At 72.6% G+C, this 18,256-nt stretch carries 14 protein-coding genes and 1 tRNA gene; 11 read left to right on the top strand and 4 right to left on the bottom strand.

Annotation, left to right across the window (positions count from 1 at the left end):
• The first annotated feature begins 32 nt into the window (after positions 1-32).
• The 3 genes from FDF13_RS11295 to FDF13_RS11285 all read left to right on the top strand — a co-directional run bounded on the left by FDF13_RS11295 (position 33) and on the right by FDF13_RS11285 (position 6,140).
• A complete protein-coding gene (locus tag FDF13_RS11295) occupies positions 33-3,557 on the top strand; it encodes an error-prone DNA polymerase (protein WP_137319726.1) in 3,525 nt (1,174 codons plus the stop codon).
• Positions 3,558-3,714: 157 nt separating this feature from the next.
• On the top strand, positions 3,715-5,025 hold the full coding sequence (locus FDF13_RS11290; RefSeq protein WP_137319725.1) for a bifunctional o-acetylhomoserine/o-acetylserine sulfhydrylase: 1,311 nt from the start codon (positions 3,715-3,717) through the stop codon (positions 5,023-5,025).
• Positions 5,026-5,030: 5 nt separating this feature from the next.
• Positions 5,031-6,140: a homoserine O-acetyltransferase gene (locus FDF13_RS11285; protein ID WP_137319724.1), complete on the top strand. Its 1,110-nt coding sequence runs from the start codon at positions 5,031-5,033 to the stop codon at positions 6,138-6,140.
• On the opposite strand, the gene FDF13_RS11280 is transcribed toward FDF13_RS11285, so the two are convergent.
• Together FDF13_RS11280 and FDF13_RS11275 are read right to left on the bottom strand one after the other, a co-directional pair.
• Complete coding sequence (locus FDF13_RS11280; protein WP_137319723.1) at positions 6,141-8,192, bottom strand: acyl-CoA dehydrogenase; 2,052 nt, start codon at positions 8,190-8,192, stop codon at positions 6,141-6,143.
• Positions 8,189-8,779 (bottom strand): TetR/AcrR family transcriptional regulator, encoded by a 591-nt coding sequence (locus tag FDF13_RS11275; protein ID WP_137319722.1) that lies wholly within the window; start codon positions 8,777-8,779, stop codon positions 8,189-8,191. Before FDF13_RS11275 ends, FDF13_RS11280 begins: the two co-directional genes overlap by 4 nt.
• Positions 8,780-8,843: 64 nt before the next feature.
• Here FDF13_RS11275 and FDF13_RS11270 point away from each other — a divergent pair, with 64 nt between their 5' ends.
• The 6 genes from FDF13_RS11270 to FDF13_RS11245 all read left to right on the top strand — a co-directional run bounded on the left by FDF13_RS11270 (position 8,844) and on the right by FDF13_RS11245 (position 14,156).
• A complete protein-coding gene (locus tag FDF13_RS11270; protein WP_137319721.1) occupies positions 8,844-10,133 on the top strand; it encodes an acetyl-CoA C-acetyltransferase in 1,290 nt (429 codons plus the stop codon).
• On the top strand, positions 10,130-11,518 hold the full coding sequence (locus FDF13_RS11265; protein ID WP_137319720.1) for a 3-oxoacyl-ACP reductase: 1,389 nt from the start codon (positions 10,130-10,132) through the stop codon (positions 11,516-11,518). The genes FDF13_RS11270 and FDF13_RS11265 overlap by 4 nt, the downstream gene beginning before the upstream one ends.
• 1 nt (position 11,519) lies before the next feature.
• Entirely contained in the window at positions 11,520-12,407 is an 888-nt protein-coding gene (locus FDF13_RS11260; protein WP_137319719.1) for a MaoC/PaaZ C-terminal domain-containing protein, read from the top strand.
• A gap of 118 nt (positions 12,408-12,525) precedes the next feature.
• Positions 12,526-12,613: transfer RNA gene (locus FDF13_RS11255), tRNA-Leu, on the top strand.
• Between the two features lie 91 nt (positions 12,614-12,704).
• Entirely contained in the window at positions 12,705-13,436 is a 732-nt protein-coding gene (locus FDF13_RS11250) for a hypothetical protein (RefSeq protein WP_137319718.1), read from the top strand.
• 54 nt (positions 13,437-13,490) lie between these two features.
• Positions 13,491-14,156, top strand: coding sequence for a hypothetical protein (locus FDF13_RS11245; protein ID WP_137319717.1), 666 nt, complete (start codon positions 13,491-13,493; stop codon positions 14,154-14,156).
• A gap of 43 nt (positions 14,157-14,199) precedes the next feature.
• On the opposite strand, the gene FDF13_RS11240 is transcribed toward FDF13_RS11245, so the two are convergent.
• The gene (locus tag FDF13_RS11240; RefSeq protein WP_137319716.1) at positions 14,200-15,387 is read right to left on the bottom strand and encodes a glycosyltransferase family 1 protein; all 1,188 of its coding nucleotides are present in this window, start codon (positions 15,385-15,387) and stop codon (positions 14,200-14,202) included.
• 7 nt (positions 15,388-15,394) lie between these two features.
• Positions 15,395-16,669, bottom strand: coding sequence for an NAD-dependent epimerase/dehydratase family protein (locus FDF13_RS11235; protein WP_137319715.1), 1,275 nt, complete (start codon positions 16,667-16,669; stop codon positions 15,395-15,397).
• Positions 16,670-16,822: 153 nt separating this feature from the next.
• Here FDF13_RS11235 and FDF13_RS11230 point away from each other — a divergent pair, with 153 nt between their 5' ends.
• Both FDF13_RS11230 and fetB read left to right on the top strand, forming a co-directional pair.
• Entirely contained in the window at positions 16,823-17,461 is a 639-nt protein-coding gene (locus FDF13_RS11230; RefSeq protein WP_137319714.1) for an ATP-binding cassette domain-containing protein, read from the top strand.
• Positions 17,458-18,252, top strand: a complete 795-nt coding sequence (gene fetB / locus FDF13_RS11225) for an iron export ABC transporter permease subunit FetB (protein ID WP_137319713.1) — start codon at positions 17,458-17,460, stop codon at positions 18,250-18,252. Before FDF13_RS11230 ends, fetB begins: the two co-directional genes overlap by 4 nt.
• The last annotated feature ends 4 nt before the right edge of the window (positions 18,253-18,256 follow it).

The following is an 18,256-nucleotide window of genomic DNA, read 5'->3' as shown; positions in this document are numbered from 1 at the left end:
AGCGGCCGCTGGTACCTCACCGGGAGATACGCATGAACGACTTCTTCAACCCGCGCACCCCGTGGTCCGAGCTCGAGCGGCGGCTCTCCGGCCGGCCGGACCCGCGGGCGGACCGGAAGAGCCGGGAGCCGGACCCCGATGCCGGGTCCACAGTTCCCGGGGCCACAGGTCCCGTGTCCGTGGGGCCCGGCGGCTCGGATGGACCGGCCCGGTACGCGGGCCGGGGCGCCCGCACGCGCCCGGGACAGCCCGGCGCCCCCACCGCTCGCGCCGGCGCCCGCACGCCCCCGGGACGTGCCATCCCCGCAGGCGCCGACGGCTCCGACGCCCCGGCCTTCTCCCGCCCCGACCGGTACGCGGAGGACGACCAGCACAGGAGCTCCGACCAGCAGGGGAGCTCCGACCACTCCCTCCTGCCCGCCCGCACACCCGCCCTCCTGCCCGCCCGCACCCCGTGGGCGGAGCTCCACGTGCACTCGGACTTCAGCTTCCTCGACGGCGCCTCGGAGCCGGAGGAGCTCGCCGCCACCGGCGCCCGGGCCGGGCTCACGGGGATGGCGCTCACCGACCACAACGGGCTCTACGGCGCGGTCCGCTTCGCCCAGGCCGCCGCCGAGGCCTCCCTCCCCACGGTGTTCGGCGCCGAGCTCTCCCTCGGGCTCACCGCGAAGATCCCCGGCCAGATCGACCCGCAGGCCGAGCACCTCCTCGTCCTCGCCCACGGGGTCGACGGCTACCGCACCCTGTCCGCGGCGCTCACCGCCGGCGCACTGGCCGGGGAGAAGACCCGGCCGGTGTTCGACCGCGCCGGCCTCGCCGCCGCGGCGGGCGACTGGACGATCCTCACCGGCTGCCGCAAGGGCCCCCTCCTGCCGCACCTCGACGATCCCGACGGCGGCCTCGGCGCGCTCCGCCGCCTCGTCTCGGAGTTCGGCCGCGACCGGGTGGTCGTCGAGCTCACCCGCCACGGCCTGCCCACCGACGACGCACGGATCGCCCACCTGTGCGAGCTCGCCCACCGGGCGCGGCTGCCGGTCGTCGCCACCAACGCCGTCCACTACGCGACCCGGGCCCGCTTCGCCGACGCCCAGGTGCGCGCCGCGGTGCGCTCCCGCCGCTCCCTCGAGGCGGTCGCCGGCTGGCTGCCGCCCACCGCCTCGGCGCGCATCCACACCGGCGAGGAGATGCGCGAGCGCTTCCCGGCCGCCGCCCTCGACACCGCCGTCCGGCTCGCGGCGAGCCACGCCTTCGAGCTCACCGCGGCGCGTGCCGGGCTGCCCGATGCCCCGATCCCCGCCGGGACCGACGAGGCGACCCACCTGCGTCGGCTCGTCGAGGCCGGCGGGCTCGGGCGCTACGGCACCCGCACCGCACACCCGCGCGCCTGGGAGCAGCTCGACCGGGAGCTCGCGACGATCGAGACGATGGGGTTCTGCGGCTACTTCCTCATCGTCCACGACATCGCCCGGTTCTGCCGCGAGCAGGACATCTTCTGCCAGGGCCGCGGCTCGGCGGCGAACTCCGCGGTCTGCTACGTCCTCGGCATCACCGCCGTCGACGCCGTGCGGTTCCGGCTCCTCTTCGACCGCTTCCTCGCCCCCGACCGCGCCGGCTACCCGGACATCGACATCGACATCGAGTCCGGCCGCCGCGAGGAGGTCATCCAGTACGTCTACCGGCACTACGGCCGCCACCGCGCCGCCCAGGTCGCCAACGTCATCACCTACCGCGCGAAGTCCGCCGTCCGCGACGCCGCCGCCGCCCTCGGATACGACCCCGGCCAGCAGGACGCCTTCTCCACCGGCATCAACCGCTGGTCGACCCTGCCCGATCCGGCGGACACCGCGGTGCCCGCCCCGGTGCTCGAGGTCGCCGCCGGACTCCTCGGCACCCCGCGCCACCTCGGCATCCACTCCGGCGGCATGATCCTCGCCGACCGGCCGATCGGCGAGGTCGTGCCGATCGAGCCGGCGACGATGGAGGACCGCACCGTCGTCCAATGGGACAAGGACGACTGCGCGGCGATGGACCTCGTGAAGTTCGACCTGCTCGGCCTCGGGATGCTCACCGCGCTCCACGAGATGGTCGACCTCGTGGCTCGGCACACCGGCGAGCGCATCGACCGGGCGGCGATCCCGCAGGAGGACCCGCGCGTGTACGACATGCTCTGCGCCGCGGACGCGGTGGGCGTGTTCCAGGTCGAGTCCCGCGCCCAGCTCGCGACCCTGCCCCGGCTGCGCCCGCGCACCTTCTACGACCTCGCCGTGCAGGTCGCGCTCATCCGCCCCGGCCCCATCCAGGGCGGCTCCGTCCACCCCTACATCCGCCGCCGGCAGGGCCTCGAACCCGTCGAGCACCTCCACCCGCTGCTCGAGAACGCACTCGACAAGACCCTCGGGGTGCCGCTGTTCCAGGAGCAGCTCATGCAGATGGCGATCGACGTCGCCGGCTTCACCGGCCCCGACGCCGACGAGCTCCGCCGCGCGATGGGCTCCCGCCGCTCACGCGCCCGGATGGAGCAGCTCGCCGAGCGCTTCCACACCGGGTGCGCCGCCCGCGGGGTCGCCCCGGACACCGCACAGGCGATCTTCGACAAGATCGCCGCCTTCGCCAACTACGGCTTCCCCGAGAGCCACGCCATCAGCTTCGCCAACCTCGTCTACGACTCCGCCTGGTTCAAGTGCCACCACCACGCGGCGTTCACCGCCGGCCTCCTGCGCTCCCAGCCGATGGGCTTCTACTCCCCGCAGTCGCTCATCGCCGACGCCCGCCGCCACGGGGTGACGATCCGTCCCGTCGACGTCAACGCCTCGGCCGCCCTCGCCGACCTCGAACCGGACCCGGACTCCACCGGTGGGCTCGCGATCCGGGTCGGCCTGGAATCCGTGCGCGAGGTGGGGGGCGCGGCCGCGACGATCGTCGCCGAGCGCGAGGCGGCCGGGCCCTACGCCTCGATCGCCGACCTCGCCCACCGCACCGGGGTCGAGGTGCGGGTCCTCGAGGGGCTCGCCTCCGCCGGCGCCTTCACGGGGTTCGGCGTCGACCGGCGCCAGGCGCTGTGGCTCGCCGGCTCGCTCGCCGGCGCCGGGCCCGGCGTGCTGCCGGGCACCGCACCCGTCACCGCCGCCCCCACCCTGCCGCTCATGAGCGCGTTCGACGTCACGCTCGCCGAGCTGTTCGCCACCGGCCTCACCGTCGAGGGATACCCGACCGCCCAGCTGCGCAGCGCCCTCACCGCCCGCGGGTACGCCTCGACGGAGGACGCCCGGGCGACCGCGGACGGCTCCCGGATCACCGTGGCCGGGATCGTCACCCACCGACAGCGGCCGGCCACCGCCTCGGGCATCACCTTCATGAACATCGAGGACGAGTTCGGGATGCTCAATGTCGTGTGCACCCCGGGACTGATGAAGCGCTTCGCCCCGATCTCCACGAGCCGCAGCACCCTCGTCGTGACCGGGCAGCTGCAGCGTGCCGGTGAGGTGGTGAGCCTCTACGCGCACCGGCTCCACCCGCTCGAGGTGCAGCTGCCCTCCCGCTCCCGGGACTTCCGCTGAGGCGCACCGGAGTGCGACGCCGGGAGTCGGCGCCGGACCTGCCCACCGCTCGCACATGACGCAATGTGACGGAAGATGACAGCCAGATGACATCGGGTGCCGCCGGGACCGCGCTCCCGGGCGAGAGTGGGAGGCACACTGCGATGAGGAGGAACCCATGAGCGAGCTGTCGTTCGAGACCCGGCAGATCCACGCCGGCCAGACCCCGGATCCCACGACGGGCGCCCGGGCCCTGCCGATCTACCAGACCACGTCCTACGTCTTCGACTCCGCGCAGACCGCAGCCGACCGCTTCGCGCTCGCCGACCTCGGCCCGATCTACACCCGGATCGGCAACCCGACCGTCGCCGTCGTCGAGGACCGGATCGCGGACCTCGAGGGCGGTGTCCAGGGCCTGCTGCTCGCCTCCGGCCAGTCCGCGGAGTTCCTCGCGCTCATCAACGTCGCCGGGGCCGGCGACCACATCGTCGCGAGCCCCAGCCTCTACGGCGGCACCTACAACCTCCTCGACGTCACCCTGCGCAAGCTCGGCATCGAGACGACCTTCGTCGCCGACCCCGACGATCTCGAGGGGTGGCGGGCCGCGGTCCGCCCCAACACCAAGGCGTTCTTCGGCGAGGTCGTCTCCAACCCCCGCTCCGACGTCCTCGACATCGCCGGCGTCGCCGAGGTCGCCCACGCCGCCGGCGTGCCCCTCATCGTCGACAACACGCTCGCCACCCCCTACCTCGTGCGCCCGATCGAGCACGGCGCGGACATCGTCGTCCACTCCGCCACGAAGTACCTCGGCGGGCACGGCACCGCGATGGGCGGCATCATCGTCGATGCCGGCACCTTCGACTTCTCCCGCGACCCCGAGCGCTTCCCCGGCTTCAACACCCCGGACGCCTCGTACAACGGCGTCGTCTACGCCCGCGACCTCGGGCCGGACTCGCCGTTCGGTGCGAACGTGTCGTTCGGGATCAAGGCGCGCGTGCAGCTGCTCCGCGACCTGGGCCCGGCGCTCTCCCCGTTCAACGCCTTCCTCCTCGCTCAGGGCCTCGAGACCCTGAGCCTGCGCATCGAGCGCCACGTCGCCAACGCCGACCGCGTCGCCGCCTGGCTGGAGGACCACGCTCAGGTCGAGCGCGTCGTGTTCGCCGGCCTTCCGTCGAGCCCATGGTACGAGCGCGCACAGAAGTACCTGCCGAAGGGCGTCGGCTCGGTGCTGTCCTTCGACATCGCAGGCGGCTACGACGCCGCGGTGCGCTTCGTCGACGCGCTCGAGCTCCACTCGCACGTCGCGAACATCGGCGACGTCCGCTCGCTCGTCATCCACCCCGCCTCCACAACGCACTCCCAGCTCGACGAGGCCGCGCAGGCCGCCGCCGGGGTCAGCCCGGGTCTCGTCCGGCTCAGCGTGGGCATCGAGGGGATCGAGGACATCATCGCCGACCTCGAGAAGGGCTTCGCCGCCGCGCGCGGCTGAGCCGCATGCCGGTCACCGGACGCACGGGACTCGCCGGATTCACCGACCTCGTCCTCGAATCCGGGTACGTGTTCGAGGAGCTGCACATCGCCTACGAGACCTTCGGCACGCTCAACGCGGCATGCACGAACGCGGTCCTCATCGAGCACGCGCTCACCGGCGACGCGCACGTGACCTCCGGGGTCGCCGAGCCCGCGACGGCCGAGCACCCGAGCTCGTTCGCCCCCGGATGGTGGGAGGAGGTGATCGGCCCGGGCCGGCCGATCGACACCGACGAGTTCTTCGTCGTGTGCGCGAACGCGCTCGGCGGGTGCAACGGCAGCACCGGGCCGACGACCATCCACGCCGACGGGCTGCCCTACGGCTCGCGCTTCCCCGCGCTCACCGTCCGGGACCTCGTCACCGCCGAGCTCGCGCTCACCGACCGGCTGGGCATCGAGTCCTGGCACGCGGTGATCGGCGGTTCGATGGGCGGGGCGCGCGCGCTCGAGTTCGCGCTGCTCGCCCCGGAGCGTGTGCGCAAGGCCACGGTGCTCGCCGCGCCGGCGTACTCCGACGCCGACCAGATCGCGTGGGCGCACACCCAGATCCAGGCGATCGCCCTCGACCCGGACTACTGCGGCGGGGACTACTCCGCGCTCGGCCGGTTCCCCGCCGCGGGGCTCGGGCTGGCACGCCAGATCGCCCACCTGACCTACCGCAACGACGTCGAGCTCAACCAGCGGTTCGCGAACGCGCACCAGTTCCCGCGCCCGGCCGGGGCGCCGGACACGTACTACTCGATCCAGAGCTACCTCGACCACCAGGCGCGCAAGCTCGTCCACCGCTTCGATGCGGAGTCCTACCGGGTCCTCACGGCGGCCCTGCGGGACCACGACGTGCGCCGGGGCCGGCACTCCGACCTCGCCGAGGCGCTCGCCGGCGCTCGCAGCGAGTTCCAGGTCATCGGCATCTCCACCGACCGGCTCTACCCGCCGGCGCAGGTCGCCGAGCTCGCGGCCGCGCTGCCGGGCACCGTGACCCACCACACGATCGAATCGTGGGCGGGTCACGATGGCTTCCTCACCGAGGGGCAGAAGGTCGGTCGGCTGGTGCGCGGCTTCCTCGAGGACTGATCAGCCCTTCCGGGTCCGCTCCCGGTGGAGCACCTTCTCGTCGACCGGATGGTCGGCCTGCGCGCGGGCGCGCCGGTAGTGCTCGCGCGCCTCGGTCTGGCGCCGGGCCTCCACGCCCTCGGCGATCGTCGCGCGCCGGTGCTCGGGGCCGTAGCCGAACGCGGCCACGAGGTCCGCGGCGTTGCCGGCGAGCTTGGCGCACAGGCGGTTGATCGCCGGGCCCACCTGCCGGGCGCGGTTCATCGAGAGCCGCCCGTACATGATGTGCCAGCCGATGCTGCGCTCAATGAGCGTGAGCCCGTAGAGGTCGCGGATGCGGCGGAGCGCCTTGGCCTCGTCCGCCCGCCGGGGGTCGTCGTCGAAGGTGTGCATCGCGGTGTTGAGCGCCTGCCACTTGAGGAGCTCGACATAGGCCTTCGCCGCTTCGATGAGCTCGTGCTGGTTCTCGTTGAGGAGCGCGGCGGCCTCCTCCTTGGGGAGCTTGGAGGCCGGACGCAGATTGCTCGCGAGCTCGGCGACCATGGTGTCGACGCGCGCGGACAGGAGCAGCTCCTGGAGCCGCCCCGAGCGGATCCGGCGCTCGGTCAGCCCCGGGGTGAGCACCTCACCGATCGTGCGCCCGACGTTCGCGAGCCCCGAGCGGTAGAGGGAGTGCTCGGCGGCCTGCGTGCCGATGAAGCGCGCCACCCCGCCGACATCGATGTTCTTGAACTCCGCGGCGTAGTCGCCGAGCAGCCGCTTGCCGACGAGCTGGAGGAGGACGGTGTTGTCGCCCTCGAAGGTGACGTAGACGTCGAGGTCCGCGCGCAGCCCGGTGAGGCGGTTCTCCGTCATGAATCCCGCCCCGCCGCACGCCTCGCGGCACTCCTGGAGGACGTCGAGGGCGTCCCAGGTCGACGTCGCCTTGAAGCCGGCCGCCTGGGTCTCGAGGAGCTGGCGGGCCTCGTCGGAGTCGTCCTCGCCGGAGAACACACGCTGGAAGGAGGCCAGCAGCACCTCGTGCGCGATCGCGTTCGCGTAGGTCTCCGCGAGCAGCGGCATGAGGCGGCGCTGGTGCTGCTGGTAGTCCATGAGCACGACCTCCTCGGTGTCGTCGGCCCCGGTGAACTGCCGGCGCTCGAGGCCGTAGCGCACCGCGATGTCGAGACCGAGCTTCGCGGCCACGACCGCTGCTCCGTCGAGCGACACGCGCCCCTGGACGAGGGTGCCGAGCATGGTGAAGAACCGGCGCCCGGGGGAGTCGATGGGGGAGGAGTACGTGCCATCGGGGGCGACGGCGCCGTAGCGGTCGAGGAGGTGGGTGCGCGGCACCCGCACGTCGGCGAAGGCGAGCCGGCCGTTGTCGACCCCGAGCAGCCCGCCCTTGCGTCCGTCGTCCTCGATCGACACGCCGGGCATGGGTTCGCCGTCCTCGGTCCGGATCGGGACGAAGAAGGCGTGCACGCCGTGGTCGACCCCGGCGGTGATGAGCTGGGCGAACACGACGGCGGCCCGGCCGTGCGCGGCGGCGTTGCCGATGTACTCCTTCGTCGCGGCCCGGAACGGGGTGGTGATGACGAACTCCTCGGCCGCCGGGTCGTAGACCGCGATGGTGCCGAGCGAGGCGACGTCGGAGCCGTGCCCGATCTCGGTCATCGCGAAGCAGCCGAGCAGCTCCCCGCGCTGGGCGGGCAGGAGCCACTGCGCGTGCTGCTCGGCGTTGCCGAGGTGCTGGATCGCCCCGCCGAACAGCCCGTACTGGACGCCGGCCTTGATCTGCAGGCTCGGGGAGGCGGTCACCGATTCTTCGAACGCGGCGACGTAGCCGGCGTGGTCGTTCTCCCCGCCGAGCTCAGTGGGGAGGGAACGCAGGGTCGAGCCGGATTCCGCGAGCGCGCGGACGCCGCGCAAGGTGGCCTCGCGCATCTCGTCGAGGTCGCCGGTGATCGGCGGCACGGTGTCGGGGTGCTCGACGAGCGTGCGGCCGCGGCGGCGCTCGGAGGCCCACCGGCCATCGAGCAGGTCGCCGAGCACGGACGGGTCGATGGTGAGCGGGGTCTTCGTGCGGTTCATCGGTGTACCTCCATGAAGCTGCGGCTGGAATCCCACAGCCAGGTCGTGAGTCGGGTGGTGAAATCGTGGCGGTCGCGCGGGTCGAGGAGCCACTGCTCGGTGCACGAGCGGACGAAGCCGAGCGCGCCGGCCGCCCACTGCACCTCGGCCTCCCGGGTCAGCCCCATGCGCACGCAGAGCAGGTCGGTGACGTCGGTGAGGAAGCCGCGGGCGGGGGCGCCGCCGGAGACCGCGGAGTCGCAGAAGCGGTAGACCTCCGGGGAGCCAGCGGCGAGCGCGGTGAAGGCGTCGATCATCGCCTCGAGAGCGGCGCGGGAGTCGCCTTCGGGGGCGTGGGCGGCGGCGAGCGAGCGGCGGATGGTGTGCATCGCCCAGTCGCCCATCGCCGCCTGGAGGCCAGAGCGGTCGCCGAAGTAGCGATAGAGGACGGTCTTCGTCGTGCCCGAGCGGGCGGAGATCTGCTCCATCGAGAGGTCCGCCCCGTGCTCGGCGACGACGTGCCGGACCGTGCGCAGCAGCTCCCGGTGCCGGCGTCGGCGGTGGTCGTCCCAGCGGGCGGAGCGACCGTCGGATGTGACGGGTTTCATGCGTCAGACAGTATCAGGTACTGTCGGTAACGGTTAAACGTCCCCATGTTCCCAGGAGGAACCCATGACGCATCGCAAGGCCGCCGTGCTCGGCGGCAACCGCATCCCGTTCGCCCGCTCGAACAAGGAGTACGCGCACGCCTCGAACCAGGACATGCTCACGAGCGCCCTCGACGGCCTCGTGGCCCGCCACGGGCTGGCCGGACAGCGCCTCGGCGAGGTCGCCGGCGGCGCGGTCCTCAAGCACTCGAAGGACATCAACCTCACGCGCGAGGCGGTGCTCGGTTCCGCGCTGAGCCCCGAGACCCCTGCGTTCGACCTCGGGCAGGCCTGCGCCACCGGGCTCGAGGCGGTCGTGTCGATCGCCGGCAAGATCAAGCTCGGCCAGATCGACTCCGGGATCGCCGGCGGCGTCGACTCCGCCTCCGACGCCCCGATCGTGGTGAGCGAGGAGCTCCGCAGCATCCTCCTCGAGCTGTCCCGCGCGAAGTCCGTGCCGCAGCGGCTCAAGACGCTCTCCCGGCTGCGCCCGGCCGACCTCGCACCCCAGGCCCCGACCACCGGAGAGGCCCGCACGGGCAAGTCGATGGGCGAGCACCAGGCGCTCTCGACCGCCGACTGGGGCATCACCCGGCAGGCCCAGGACGAGCTCGCCGCCGCTTCCCACGCCAAGCTCGCCGCCGCCTGGGACCGCGGCTTCTTCGACGACCTCGTCACCCCGTTCCTCGGGGTCACCCGCGACACGAACCTGCGCCCGGACTCCACCGTGGAGAAGCTCGCCGGTCTGAAGACGGTGTTCGGCAACTCCCTGCCGGTCGAGCCGACGATGACCGCCGGGAACTCCACCCCGCTCACCGACGGCGCCTCGACCGTGCTCCTCGGCAGCGAGGAATGGGCGGCCGAGCAGGGGCTGACGCCGCTGGCCTACATCGTCGACGCCGAGGCTGCCGCAGTGGACTTCGTCGACGGCGCGGAGGGGCTCCTCATGGCCCCGGCCCACGCGGTCCCGCGCCTGCTCGCCCGCAACGGCCTGACCTTCGCCGACTTCGACGTGTTCGAGATCCACGAGGCCTTCGCCGCCACCGTGCTGTGCCACCTCGCTGCCTGGGAGAGCGAGGAGTACTGCCGGGACGTGCTCGGCCTGCCCGCCGCGCTCGGCCCCATCGACCGCGAGCGGCTCAACCCGCTCGGCTCCTCGCTCGCCGCCGGCCACCCCTTCGCCGCGACCGGCGGACGGATCATCGCGAGCGTGTCGAAGCACCTCGCGGAGACCGGGAAGCGCCGCGCCCTCGTGTCGATCTGCGCCGCCGGCGGCCAGGGCCTCACCGCGATCGTGGAAGGAGCGCGAGCATGAGCGACCGCTACATCTCCGTCGTCAACGGGCCACTCAAGGGCATCGTCAAGAGCCTCGGCCTGCCGGCACCGGTCGAGCTCCGCCGCTTCGACCCCGCGGACCCCCGCCACGGGTACCTGACGGAGCCGATCCTCGTCGTCGGGCCGGCCGCCTCGGCCGACCCGATCGCCGAGCTCCTCCTCGGCGCCGACTTCGAGGTCGTCCGCACCGCCACCCCCGGTCAGCGGTACTCCGCGATCATCGGGGTGTTCACCGGGATCGACGACCCGTCCGAGCTCGGTCCGACCGCCCTGGCGATCGGCGCCGGCATCAAGCAGCTCGCCCGGTGCGGGCGCATCGTCACCATCGCCGAGGCCGCCGGGCTCACTCCCGAGGAGGCCGCCGGCACGACGGCTGCGGCGAACGCCGCACGCAATGCCGTCACCGGGATCACGCGCTCACTGGCCCACGAGATGCGCGCCGGGGCGACGGCGAACGGGATCGTCCTCGACGGCGTCGACGTGCTGGCGCCCTCGGCCGTGTCGGCCCTGTGGTTCCTCCTGTCCGCGAAGTCGGCCTACGTGTCCGGCCAGTTCCTCACCGTCGACTCCGCGCGCGGCACCGCGGTGACCGCGCGGGAGTTCGCCGCGACCCGCACCTCGGGGGCCGAGGGAGCCGCTCCGCTCGCCGGCCGCACCGCAGTGGTCACCGGGGCGGCCCGGGGGATCGGCGCCTCGATCGCCGGGACCCTGGCCCGTGACGGCGCCCGCGTCATCGGCGTGGACGTGCCGGCCGCCGGCGATTCGCTCGCCCGGACGATGAACGGGATCGGAGGGGTGGCCCTCCAGCTCGACATCACCGCCCCGGACGCCGCGGCGACGATCGCCGCACAGGTCCGCGGACCGATCGACATCCTCGTCCACAACGCCGGGATCACCCGCGACAAGCTGCTGGCGAACATGGACGGAGCGCGGTGGGACTCGGTGATCGCGGTGAACATCGCATCCCAGCTCCGGATCAACTCAGGCCTCACCGAGCTCGGCGCCTGGGGCGAGCACCCGCACGTCGTGTCCCTCGCCTCGACCTCGGGCATCGCCGGCAACCGGGGGCAGACGAACTACGCCGCCTCGAAGGCCGGTGTGATCGGTTTGGCCGCCGGCGCGGCCGCGGAGTTCGCCGCGCTCGGCGGCACGATCAACGCCGTCGCCCCGGGCTTCATCGAGACCGAGATGACCGCGAAGATGCCCGTCCTCACCCGCGAGCTCGCACGCCGCGTCTCCAGCCTGCAGCAGGGCGGGACGCCGCAGGACGTCGCCGAGGCGATCGCGTACCTCGCCTCGGACGCCGCCGGTGGCATCAACGGCCGCGTGCTCCGCGTGTGCGGCCAGAACATGGTGGGAGCGTGACATGACGGGATCCGAGCGCACGACGCACGAGAGCTCCGGCGAGCACCAGTCCTCGATGCTGCCGATCTACGGGCGGGCGCTGCTGGGCATGCTGCCCGGCCGGCGCCGCTCCGCCCAGGTGCCCGGCGGGGAGCTCAGCAGCACCGTGGTCATCGACCCCGCCGAGGTCGCCCGGTTCAGCCGCGTCGTCGGGGCGCCGGTCGGCAACCGCGTCCCACCGGCCTACCTCCACGTCCTCGGCTTCCCGCTGAGCATGCGGCTGATGACCGATCCGCGGTTCCCCGTGCCCGCCATGGGCATGGTGCACATCCGCACCGCGTACACGCAGCTCCGCCCGGTGGAGGTGGGGGAGGAGCTCACCCTGACCGTCGGCGTCGAGGAGCCGCGGGCCCATGACCGCGGCACCGAGATCGGTTTCCGCGTGCGTGGATCCGTCGCCGGCGAGCCGGTGTTCGACGAGACCTGGGTGTGCCTGGCGAAGGGTGCCGCCCCCCCCGGCGCCGCACCGGCCGCCGAGCGGGAGCGGAAGGATTTCACCGCGCCCGTGCCGACCGCCGAGTGGCGGCTCGCACCGGCGATCGGGCCGCAGTACGCCCGGGTGTCCGGGGACTACAACCCGATCCACATGAACCCGCTGGCGGCCAAGGCGTTCGGGTTCCCGCGCTCGATCGCGCACGGGATGTACACCGCTGCCCGCGGCTTCGCCGCCGCCGACGTCCGGCTCGACGCCTTCCGCTGGGAGTTCGAGTTCGCGAAGCCGATCGTGCTGCCCGCTCGGGCGGCCTTCCGGGTCACCCGGCGGGAGGCCGACGGCAGTGTGGACTATGCGGTGTGGAACCCGAAGTCCGGCAAGCCGCACCTGCTCGCAGCGGTCGCACCCCTGCGCTGAGGCACTGCAGGGGCCTCCCGCGGGTGCCCGACCGGAACGGCCGATATGACATGCAACACATTCGGCCGTTCCGGTTTGGCCTCGCCCGAAAATGTGTGTAAAGTTCTATCTGTTGCCTGCGCGGGTGGCGGAATTGGTAGACGCGCTAGCTTGAGGTGCTAGTGCCCAACTTATCGGGCGTGGGGGTTCAAGTCCCCCCTCGCGCACAGGAACACAGGCCCCGGAGAGATCCGGGGCCTGTTGCTTTCCCCGTTCGGCTCCGGCCCTACAATCGGGATACCGGAAGGGGGCGGACGCATGGAGGAGACCACCCGTGCGCTGCTCTCCCTGCTCCTCGAGATCGGACCGCTCACCCTGCTCGCCGCGGTGAGCCCCGTCGTGTTCATCAACGCGACGACCATCGTCACGACGATGGACCGGCGTGCCGCCTCCCGCTATGTGCTCGGCAACGCCGCCGTGCTCCTGGCGATCGGGATCGTCAGCGCCGGCATCCTCGGCGCGAGCCTCACCGCCGTCATCGAGCGCGAGGTCCTCTCCGGTGTGTTCCAGGGCCTCGTCGGCGTCGCCCTGCTCGTCTACGGGTCCGTCCTCGTCAAGCGCTACTGGGCCTCCACCGGGGGCCGCCGTCGCGCGGAGCGCACCGGGTCCACCGCGGCGAAGTCGCCGGCGACCGAGGCCGTCGAGGCCGTCGGCAGCGCCCGCTCCCGGGGCACCCTCGTGTGGGGAGCGGCGACGATGGCGACGAACTACACCTCGCTGCCCCTCTACATCGCCGTCACCCAGGACATCGGCGGAGCGCCCTTCGGGGTGTGGTGGAAGGCTCCCGTCCTGCTGTTCGTCATCGCAGTCATCTCCACACCTGCGTGGCTGCCGTCCGTGCTCGCGCGCACCGCTCCGCAGCGCATGGCCCGGATCCAGCGCCGGCTGGCCTCGCGCGCGCCGCGCCGGTGGCCGATCACCCCGCTGCTGCCGATCGTCGCATGCCTCGCCGGCGGCGGCTGGCTGCTGTGGATCGCCGTGCGCGCCTGAGACGATAGGCTCGATCCGTCATGACACCGCCGTCTGCGAAGGGGACCAGGGCCGTTGACATCAGATGACCGCGCCGCACCGGACCGGGAGCGCTACTCCGCCGCAGCCCTGCGGGCCGGGATGCTGTGGCTCTATGCCGAGGCGCACGGCCTCGCCACCGCCGCGGTGCCCGGGTCGTCCGAGCCCGAGGAGGACTCCGACCTCGGCGAGGCCGCCGCGGCGATCCTCAGCGAGCAGGGCGCCTCGGCGTCCCGCATCGCCCGCTGCCGCGCCGGCATCCGGGCAGCCCTGCGGGTGCTCGCCGCCGGGACCGCCGCGGAGTTCTCCGCCGAGGCGTACGACCGGACGCGGCAGACCGTGATCGCCGGTGAGCACTCCGCCGGCCTGCCCGGTCACCGGATCTGGCCCCCGACGAGCCAGACCGTGCGCCGGACGCTGGGGGAGGGGTACTGGAACTCCGCTCTCCGGGCGGTGGGCCTCCCGGTGTCCGGCCGCGGCCGCGCCCGCGGCGCCTCCCGGTACTCCGAGGAGGACTACCGGGCCGCGGTGCGCGACTTCCTCACCGCCGCCGAGCGCGCGGGCACCCCGACGAGCTTCGTCGCGTATCAGGACTGGGCGCGCGCGGAGAGCACCACGGGCGCCCCGCGGCCGTCGGGCGCCGGCCTGCGTGCGCACTTCGGCGGCTGGCAGGCGGCGCGGGACGCCGTCGATCCTGCCTGAGGAGCGCCGGCCTGAGGAGAACCGGGCTCGGTGAGCGTCCGACTCAGCGGGCGCGGGGCATCGGGCGGCCGAGGAGCTTGATCCGCCACGCGGGCTCCACGTGGTTCGTCCAGTGGCGATCGATCGCGAGCTCGTAGAACTCGACCAGTCGCTCCGTCGCCGCCCGCCAGCTGTACTGCTCGGTGCTCGCCCGGCCCTGCGCGCCGAGGCGCTCGCGCAGCTCCTCGTCCTCGAGCAGGCGCGAGATCTGCCGGGCCATGTCCGGGGCATCGTTCGGCTCGAACAGCAGCCCGTCGACGCCGTCCTGCACGGCGAAGGGGATGCCGCCGGCGCGCGCCCCGACGACCGGCACCCCGGAGGCGAGCGACTCGAGTGCCACGAGTCCGAGCGTCTCCGTCGTCGACGGGAACACGAAGACGTCGGCCGAGGCGTACGCCGCGGCGAGCTCCTTGCCGCTCATGTAGCCGGTGAACACCGTTCGCGTGCCGGCGAACGCGCGCTGGAGCTCCGCTGCGTGCGGGCCCGAGCCGACGAGGGCGAGCCGCGTGTCCTCCGGGAGCCGGGCCATGACCGCGCGCAGCACCCCGAGGTCCTTCTCCTTCGACAGCCGCCCGACGTAGATGAGGAGCCGGTCCTCGGGATGTCCGTCGGTGAGCCGCGCACGCATGTCGGGTGAGGCATTGGCCGGCGTGTAGCCGATGGTGTCCACGGCCCGCGGCCACAGGTCGATGTTGCGGATGCCCGCCGCCCCGGCCTGTTCGACCATCTGCTGGGAGGTGCAGAGGTTGACCTCGGCGAGGTTGTGGATCCAGCGGATCCACCGCGTCGTCGTGTCGGTGATCCACTCGAGCCCGAGGCGCTGGGTGTACTCCGGCACGTCGGTGTGGAACGACGCGAGCATCGGCAGGTCGCGGCGCTTCGAGGACATCGTGCCGTAGGCGGCGAGCCACACCGGATTCACCGCGTGGACGACGTGCGGATGGAACCGCTCCATGGTGCGGGCGATGCTCGCCGTCGGCAGGCCGACCCGGAGCTCCGTGTACCACGGCTTGAAGGCGACGGATGCCACCGGGACCACCCGGAACCCGGCATAGCGGGCCGGCGGGTTCCCGGGAGCGAACACGACGACCTCGTGCCCGAGCTCGGCGAGATGGTCCAGGGTGCCCATGAGGCGGGTGACCACACCGTCGATCTTGGGGAGGAAGACCTCGGTGAAGAGCGCGATCCGCACCGGGGTCTCAGCGCCCGGCGGCGGTCGGCACGGCGGCGGGACCGGCGGCCCCCTCCTCGGTCCCGGCGAGCGAGGGCGGGACGCCCTCGTGGGTGGTCCGGTTCCACAGGGAGCGGGCCGGGATCCGCGACAGGTCCGCCCGGTCCCGGTAGCGCTTCGCCGTCTCTTCGACCTCGAGGAGCAGACCCTCGGACAGGGTCGTCGGCTGCAGGCCGAGGTCGAGGAAGGTGGCGTTGACGACGTGGAGCTCGTTCTCCGGCGACTCCTGCCGCGGGTTCGGCACGAGCTCCATCGTGGCCCCGGTGATCTCGCAGATGAGGGCCGCGAGGTCGCGCACCCGGTGGGTCTCGGTCATCTGGTTGAAGATCTTCACCCGGTCGCCGGCCTCCGGCGGGTTGGCGAGCGCGATCTCCACGCAGCGCACCATGTCCTGGATGTGGATGAAGGCACGCGTCTGGCCGCCGGTGCCGTGGACGGTGAGCGGGTAGCCGACGGCCGCCTGCATGAGGAAGCGGTTGAGCACGGTGCCGTAGTCGCCGTCGTAGTCGAAGCGGTTGACGAGGCGCTCGTCCTGCTTGGTCTCCGCGGTGTTCGTGCCCCAGATGATGCCCTGGTGGAGGTCGGTGATGCGCAGCCGGTCGTTCTTCGCGTAGAAGGCGAAGAGGTGCTGGTCGAGCACCTTCGTCATGTGGTAGATCGAGCCCGGGTTCGTCGGGTAGAGGATCTGCTGGTCGATGGGGTACGGGTCGACCGGGTTGCCCTCGGCGTCCTCCGTCGCGGTGACCTGGACATCGAGATAGCCCTCCGGGATCTTCATCCCCGCGGTGCCGTACCCGTAGACGCCCATCGTGCCGAGGTGCACGAGGTGGACGTCGAGGCCGGACTCGACGACCGCGGCGAGGAGATTGTGGGTGGCATTGACGTTGTTGTCCACGGTGTAGCGCTTGTGGCCGGCCGACTTCATCGAATACGGCGCGGCACGCTGCTCGGCGAAGTGGACCATCGAATCCGGCGCGGTGCGCGCGATGAGCGCGAGCAGGCCCCCGGGGTCCTGCGCGAGATCGAGGTCGACGAACTCGATGGTCCTCCCGCTGACCTCGTGCCACGCGGCGATCCGCTCCTCGATCGAGCTGATCGGGGTGAGCGACTCCGCCCCGAGCTCGGCGTCGATGGCCCGCCGGGACAGGTTGTCGACGATGACGACCTCGTGGCCGCGAGCCGACAGGTGCAGTGCCGTGGGCCAGCCGCAGAAGCCGTCCCCGCCGAAGACGATGGTCTTCACTCGGTTCTCCTCGTTCGTGTTCCGGTTGCGTAGTGGTGCGGGATCGTGGGTGTGCGGGTGCGGAGCATGTCCGCATCCTCCGATCACCCTAGCCCCTGCACCGGCGCCGAGGTCGCAGGCACCCCGGTCCCGCGCGGTCCGTAGACTGACCGCATGCCGGTCTTCGAGCTCGAACAGGTGCGCTTCCGCGGCGTCCTCGACATCCCCGCGCTGCGCATCGAGACCGGGGTCACCGCGGTGACCGGACCCTCCGGCGCGGGCAAGTCGACGCTCCTGAGGCTCCTCGACGACCTGCGCGAGCCGGAATCCGGCACGATCCGCCACCGCGGCACCGACATCCGGGAGATCCCCGCGATCGAGCTGCGCCGGCGGGTCCCGATGCTCTCCCAATCGCCGGTCGTCGTGCCGGGCACCGTGCTCGACAACCTCGCCCGCGCCCATCGGCTGCAGGAGCGTCCCGATCCCGCACCGGACGCCGCCGCCGAGGCGCTCGCCGCCCTCGGCCTGACACAGGACCTCGACGCCGATGCCGGGGTGCTCTCCGGCGGCGAGCGCCAGCGCCTCGCCCTCGCCCGGCTCCTGCTCCTCACGCCCGACACCGTGCTCCTCGACGAGCCGACCTCCGCGCTCGACGAGGACACCGCGCTGCGCGTCATGGGGACCCTGGTGCGGCTGCTCGCCGCGGGCGGCACCGACATCGTGCTCGTCACCCACAGCAGCGCGCTCGTCGACGCCTGCGCCGAGCACCGGGTCGTCGTCTCCGGGGGCACCGCGCGGCAGGCGGCGCGATGAGCGGCGGCCTCGTCGTGCTCGGCTGGCCGCAGGTCGGCCTCGCCTTCGTCATGGTGCTCGTCGTGCTCCTGCTCATGGTGGCGACCCGGGTGGGCCGGCGCGGGGAGATGCTGTGGGCGTGCCTGCGGATGACCGTGCAGCTCGTCCTCGTCGGACTCGTGCTCGGCTGGGTGTTCGCCCACCCCAGCTGGTGGCTCACCGGGCTGATCTTCGCGCTCATGCAGGTGTTCGCCGTCGCCACCATCCTCGGGAAGTTCCGCGGCCGGCTGTCGCTCGGGCTGCGCCGCGTCGTCGTCCTCGCCTCGACGGCCGGGACCACCGGCGCGGTCGCCTGGTTCCTGTTCGTCGTCGTCGGGCTCAGCCCCTGGTACGAGCCGCGCTACGTCATCCCGATCGCCGGGATGCTCATCGGGAACTCGATGACCGGCATCACCCTGGGCCTCAAGGCGCTCGTCGACGGGATGCGCGAGAACCGCGACGCGATCGAGGACGCGCTCGGCCTCGGCGCCGCGCCGCGTGCCGCCATCGCTCCGCTCGTCCGCTCCGCCTTCGAGAGCGCGCTCATGCCGACGATCAACAGCATGCTCGGCACCGGGATCGTGTTCCTGCCCGGCATGATGACCGGCCAGATCCTCGCCGGGGTCGACCCGATGACCGCGATCGGCTATCAGATCGCGATCCTCCTCGGTATCGTGGGAGCCGTCGGCACGACGGTGTTCCTCGCCCTCGTCCTCGGCGCGCGCACGTACTTCGACGCCCGCGACCGGCTCCGCGACGACCGCATCCGCTGACCCC

It is taken from the genome of Brevibacterium sp. CS2 (genome assembly GCF_005280295.1).
In the GTDB taxonomy this organism is placed as follows: domain Bacteria; phylum Actinomycetota; class Actinomycetes; order Actinomycetales; family Brevibacteriaceae; genus Brevibacterium; species Brevibacterium pityocampae.
This window is presented reverse-complemented; position numbering and strand designations above follow the sequence as displayed.

Bases quoted from the DNA above. Each gene is read 5' to 3' on its own strand.
- FDF13_RS11260 (WP_137319719.1), top strand. From the start codon at position 11,520: ATGACGGGATCCGAGCGCACGACGCACGAGAGCTCCGGCGAGCACCAG.
- FDF13_RS11285 (WP_137319724.1), top strand. From the start codon at position 5,031: ATGCCGGTCACCGGACGCACGGGACTCGCCGGATTCACCGACCTCGTC.
- FDF13_RS11295 (WP_137319726.1), top strand. From the start codon at position 33: ATGAACGACTTCTTCAACCCGCGCACCCCGTGGTCCGAGCTCGAGCGG.
- FDF13_RS11265 (WP_137319720.1), top strand. From the start codon at position 10,130: ATGAGCGACCGCTACATCTCCGTCGTCAACGGGCCACTCAAGGGCATC.
- FDF13_RS11230 (WP_137319714.1), top strand. From the start codon at position 16,823: ATGCCGGTCTTCGAGCTCGAACAGGTGCGCTTCCGCGGCGTCCTCGAC.
- FDF13_RS11280 (WP_137319723.1), bottom strand. From the start codon at position 8,192: ATGAACCGCACGAAGACCCCGCTCACCATCGACCCGTCCGTGCTCGGC.
- FDF13_RS11275 (WP_137319722.1), bottom strand. From the start codon at position 8,779: ATGAAACCCGTCACATCCGACGGTCGCTCCGCCCGCTGGGACGACCAC.
- FDF13_RS11270 (WP_137319721.1), top strand. From the start codon at position 8,844: ATGACGCATCGCAAGGCCGCCGTGCTCGGCGGCAACCGCATCCCGTTC.
- fetB (WP_137319713.1), top strand. From the start codon at position 17,458: ATGAGCGGCGGCCTCGTCGTGCTCGGCTGGCCGCAGGTCGGCCTCGCC.
- FDF13_RS11250 (WP_137319718.1), top strand. From the start codon at position 12,705: ATGGAGGAGACCACCCGTGCGCTGCTCTCCCTGCTCCTCGAGATCGGA.
- FDF13_RS11290 (WP_137319725.1), top strand. From the start codon at position 3,715: ATGAGCGAGCTGTCGTTCGAGACCCGGCAGATCCACGCCGGCCAGACC.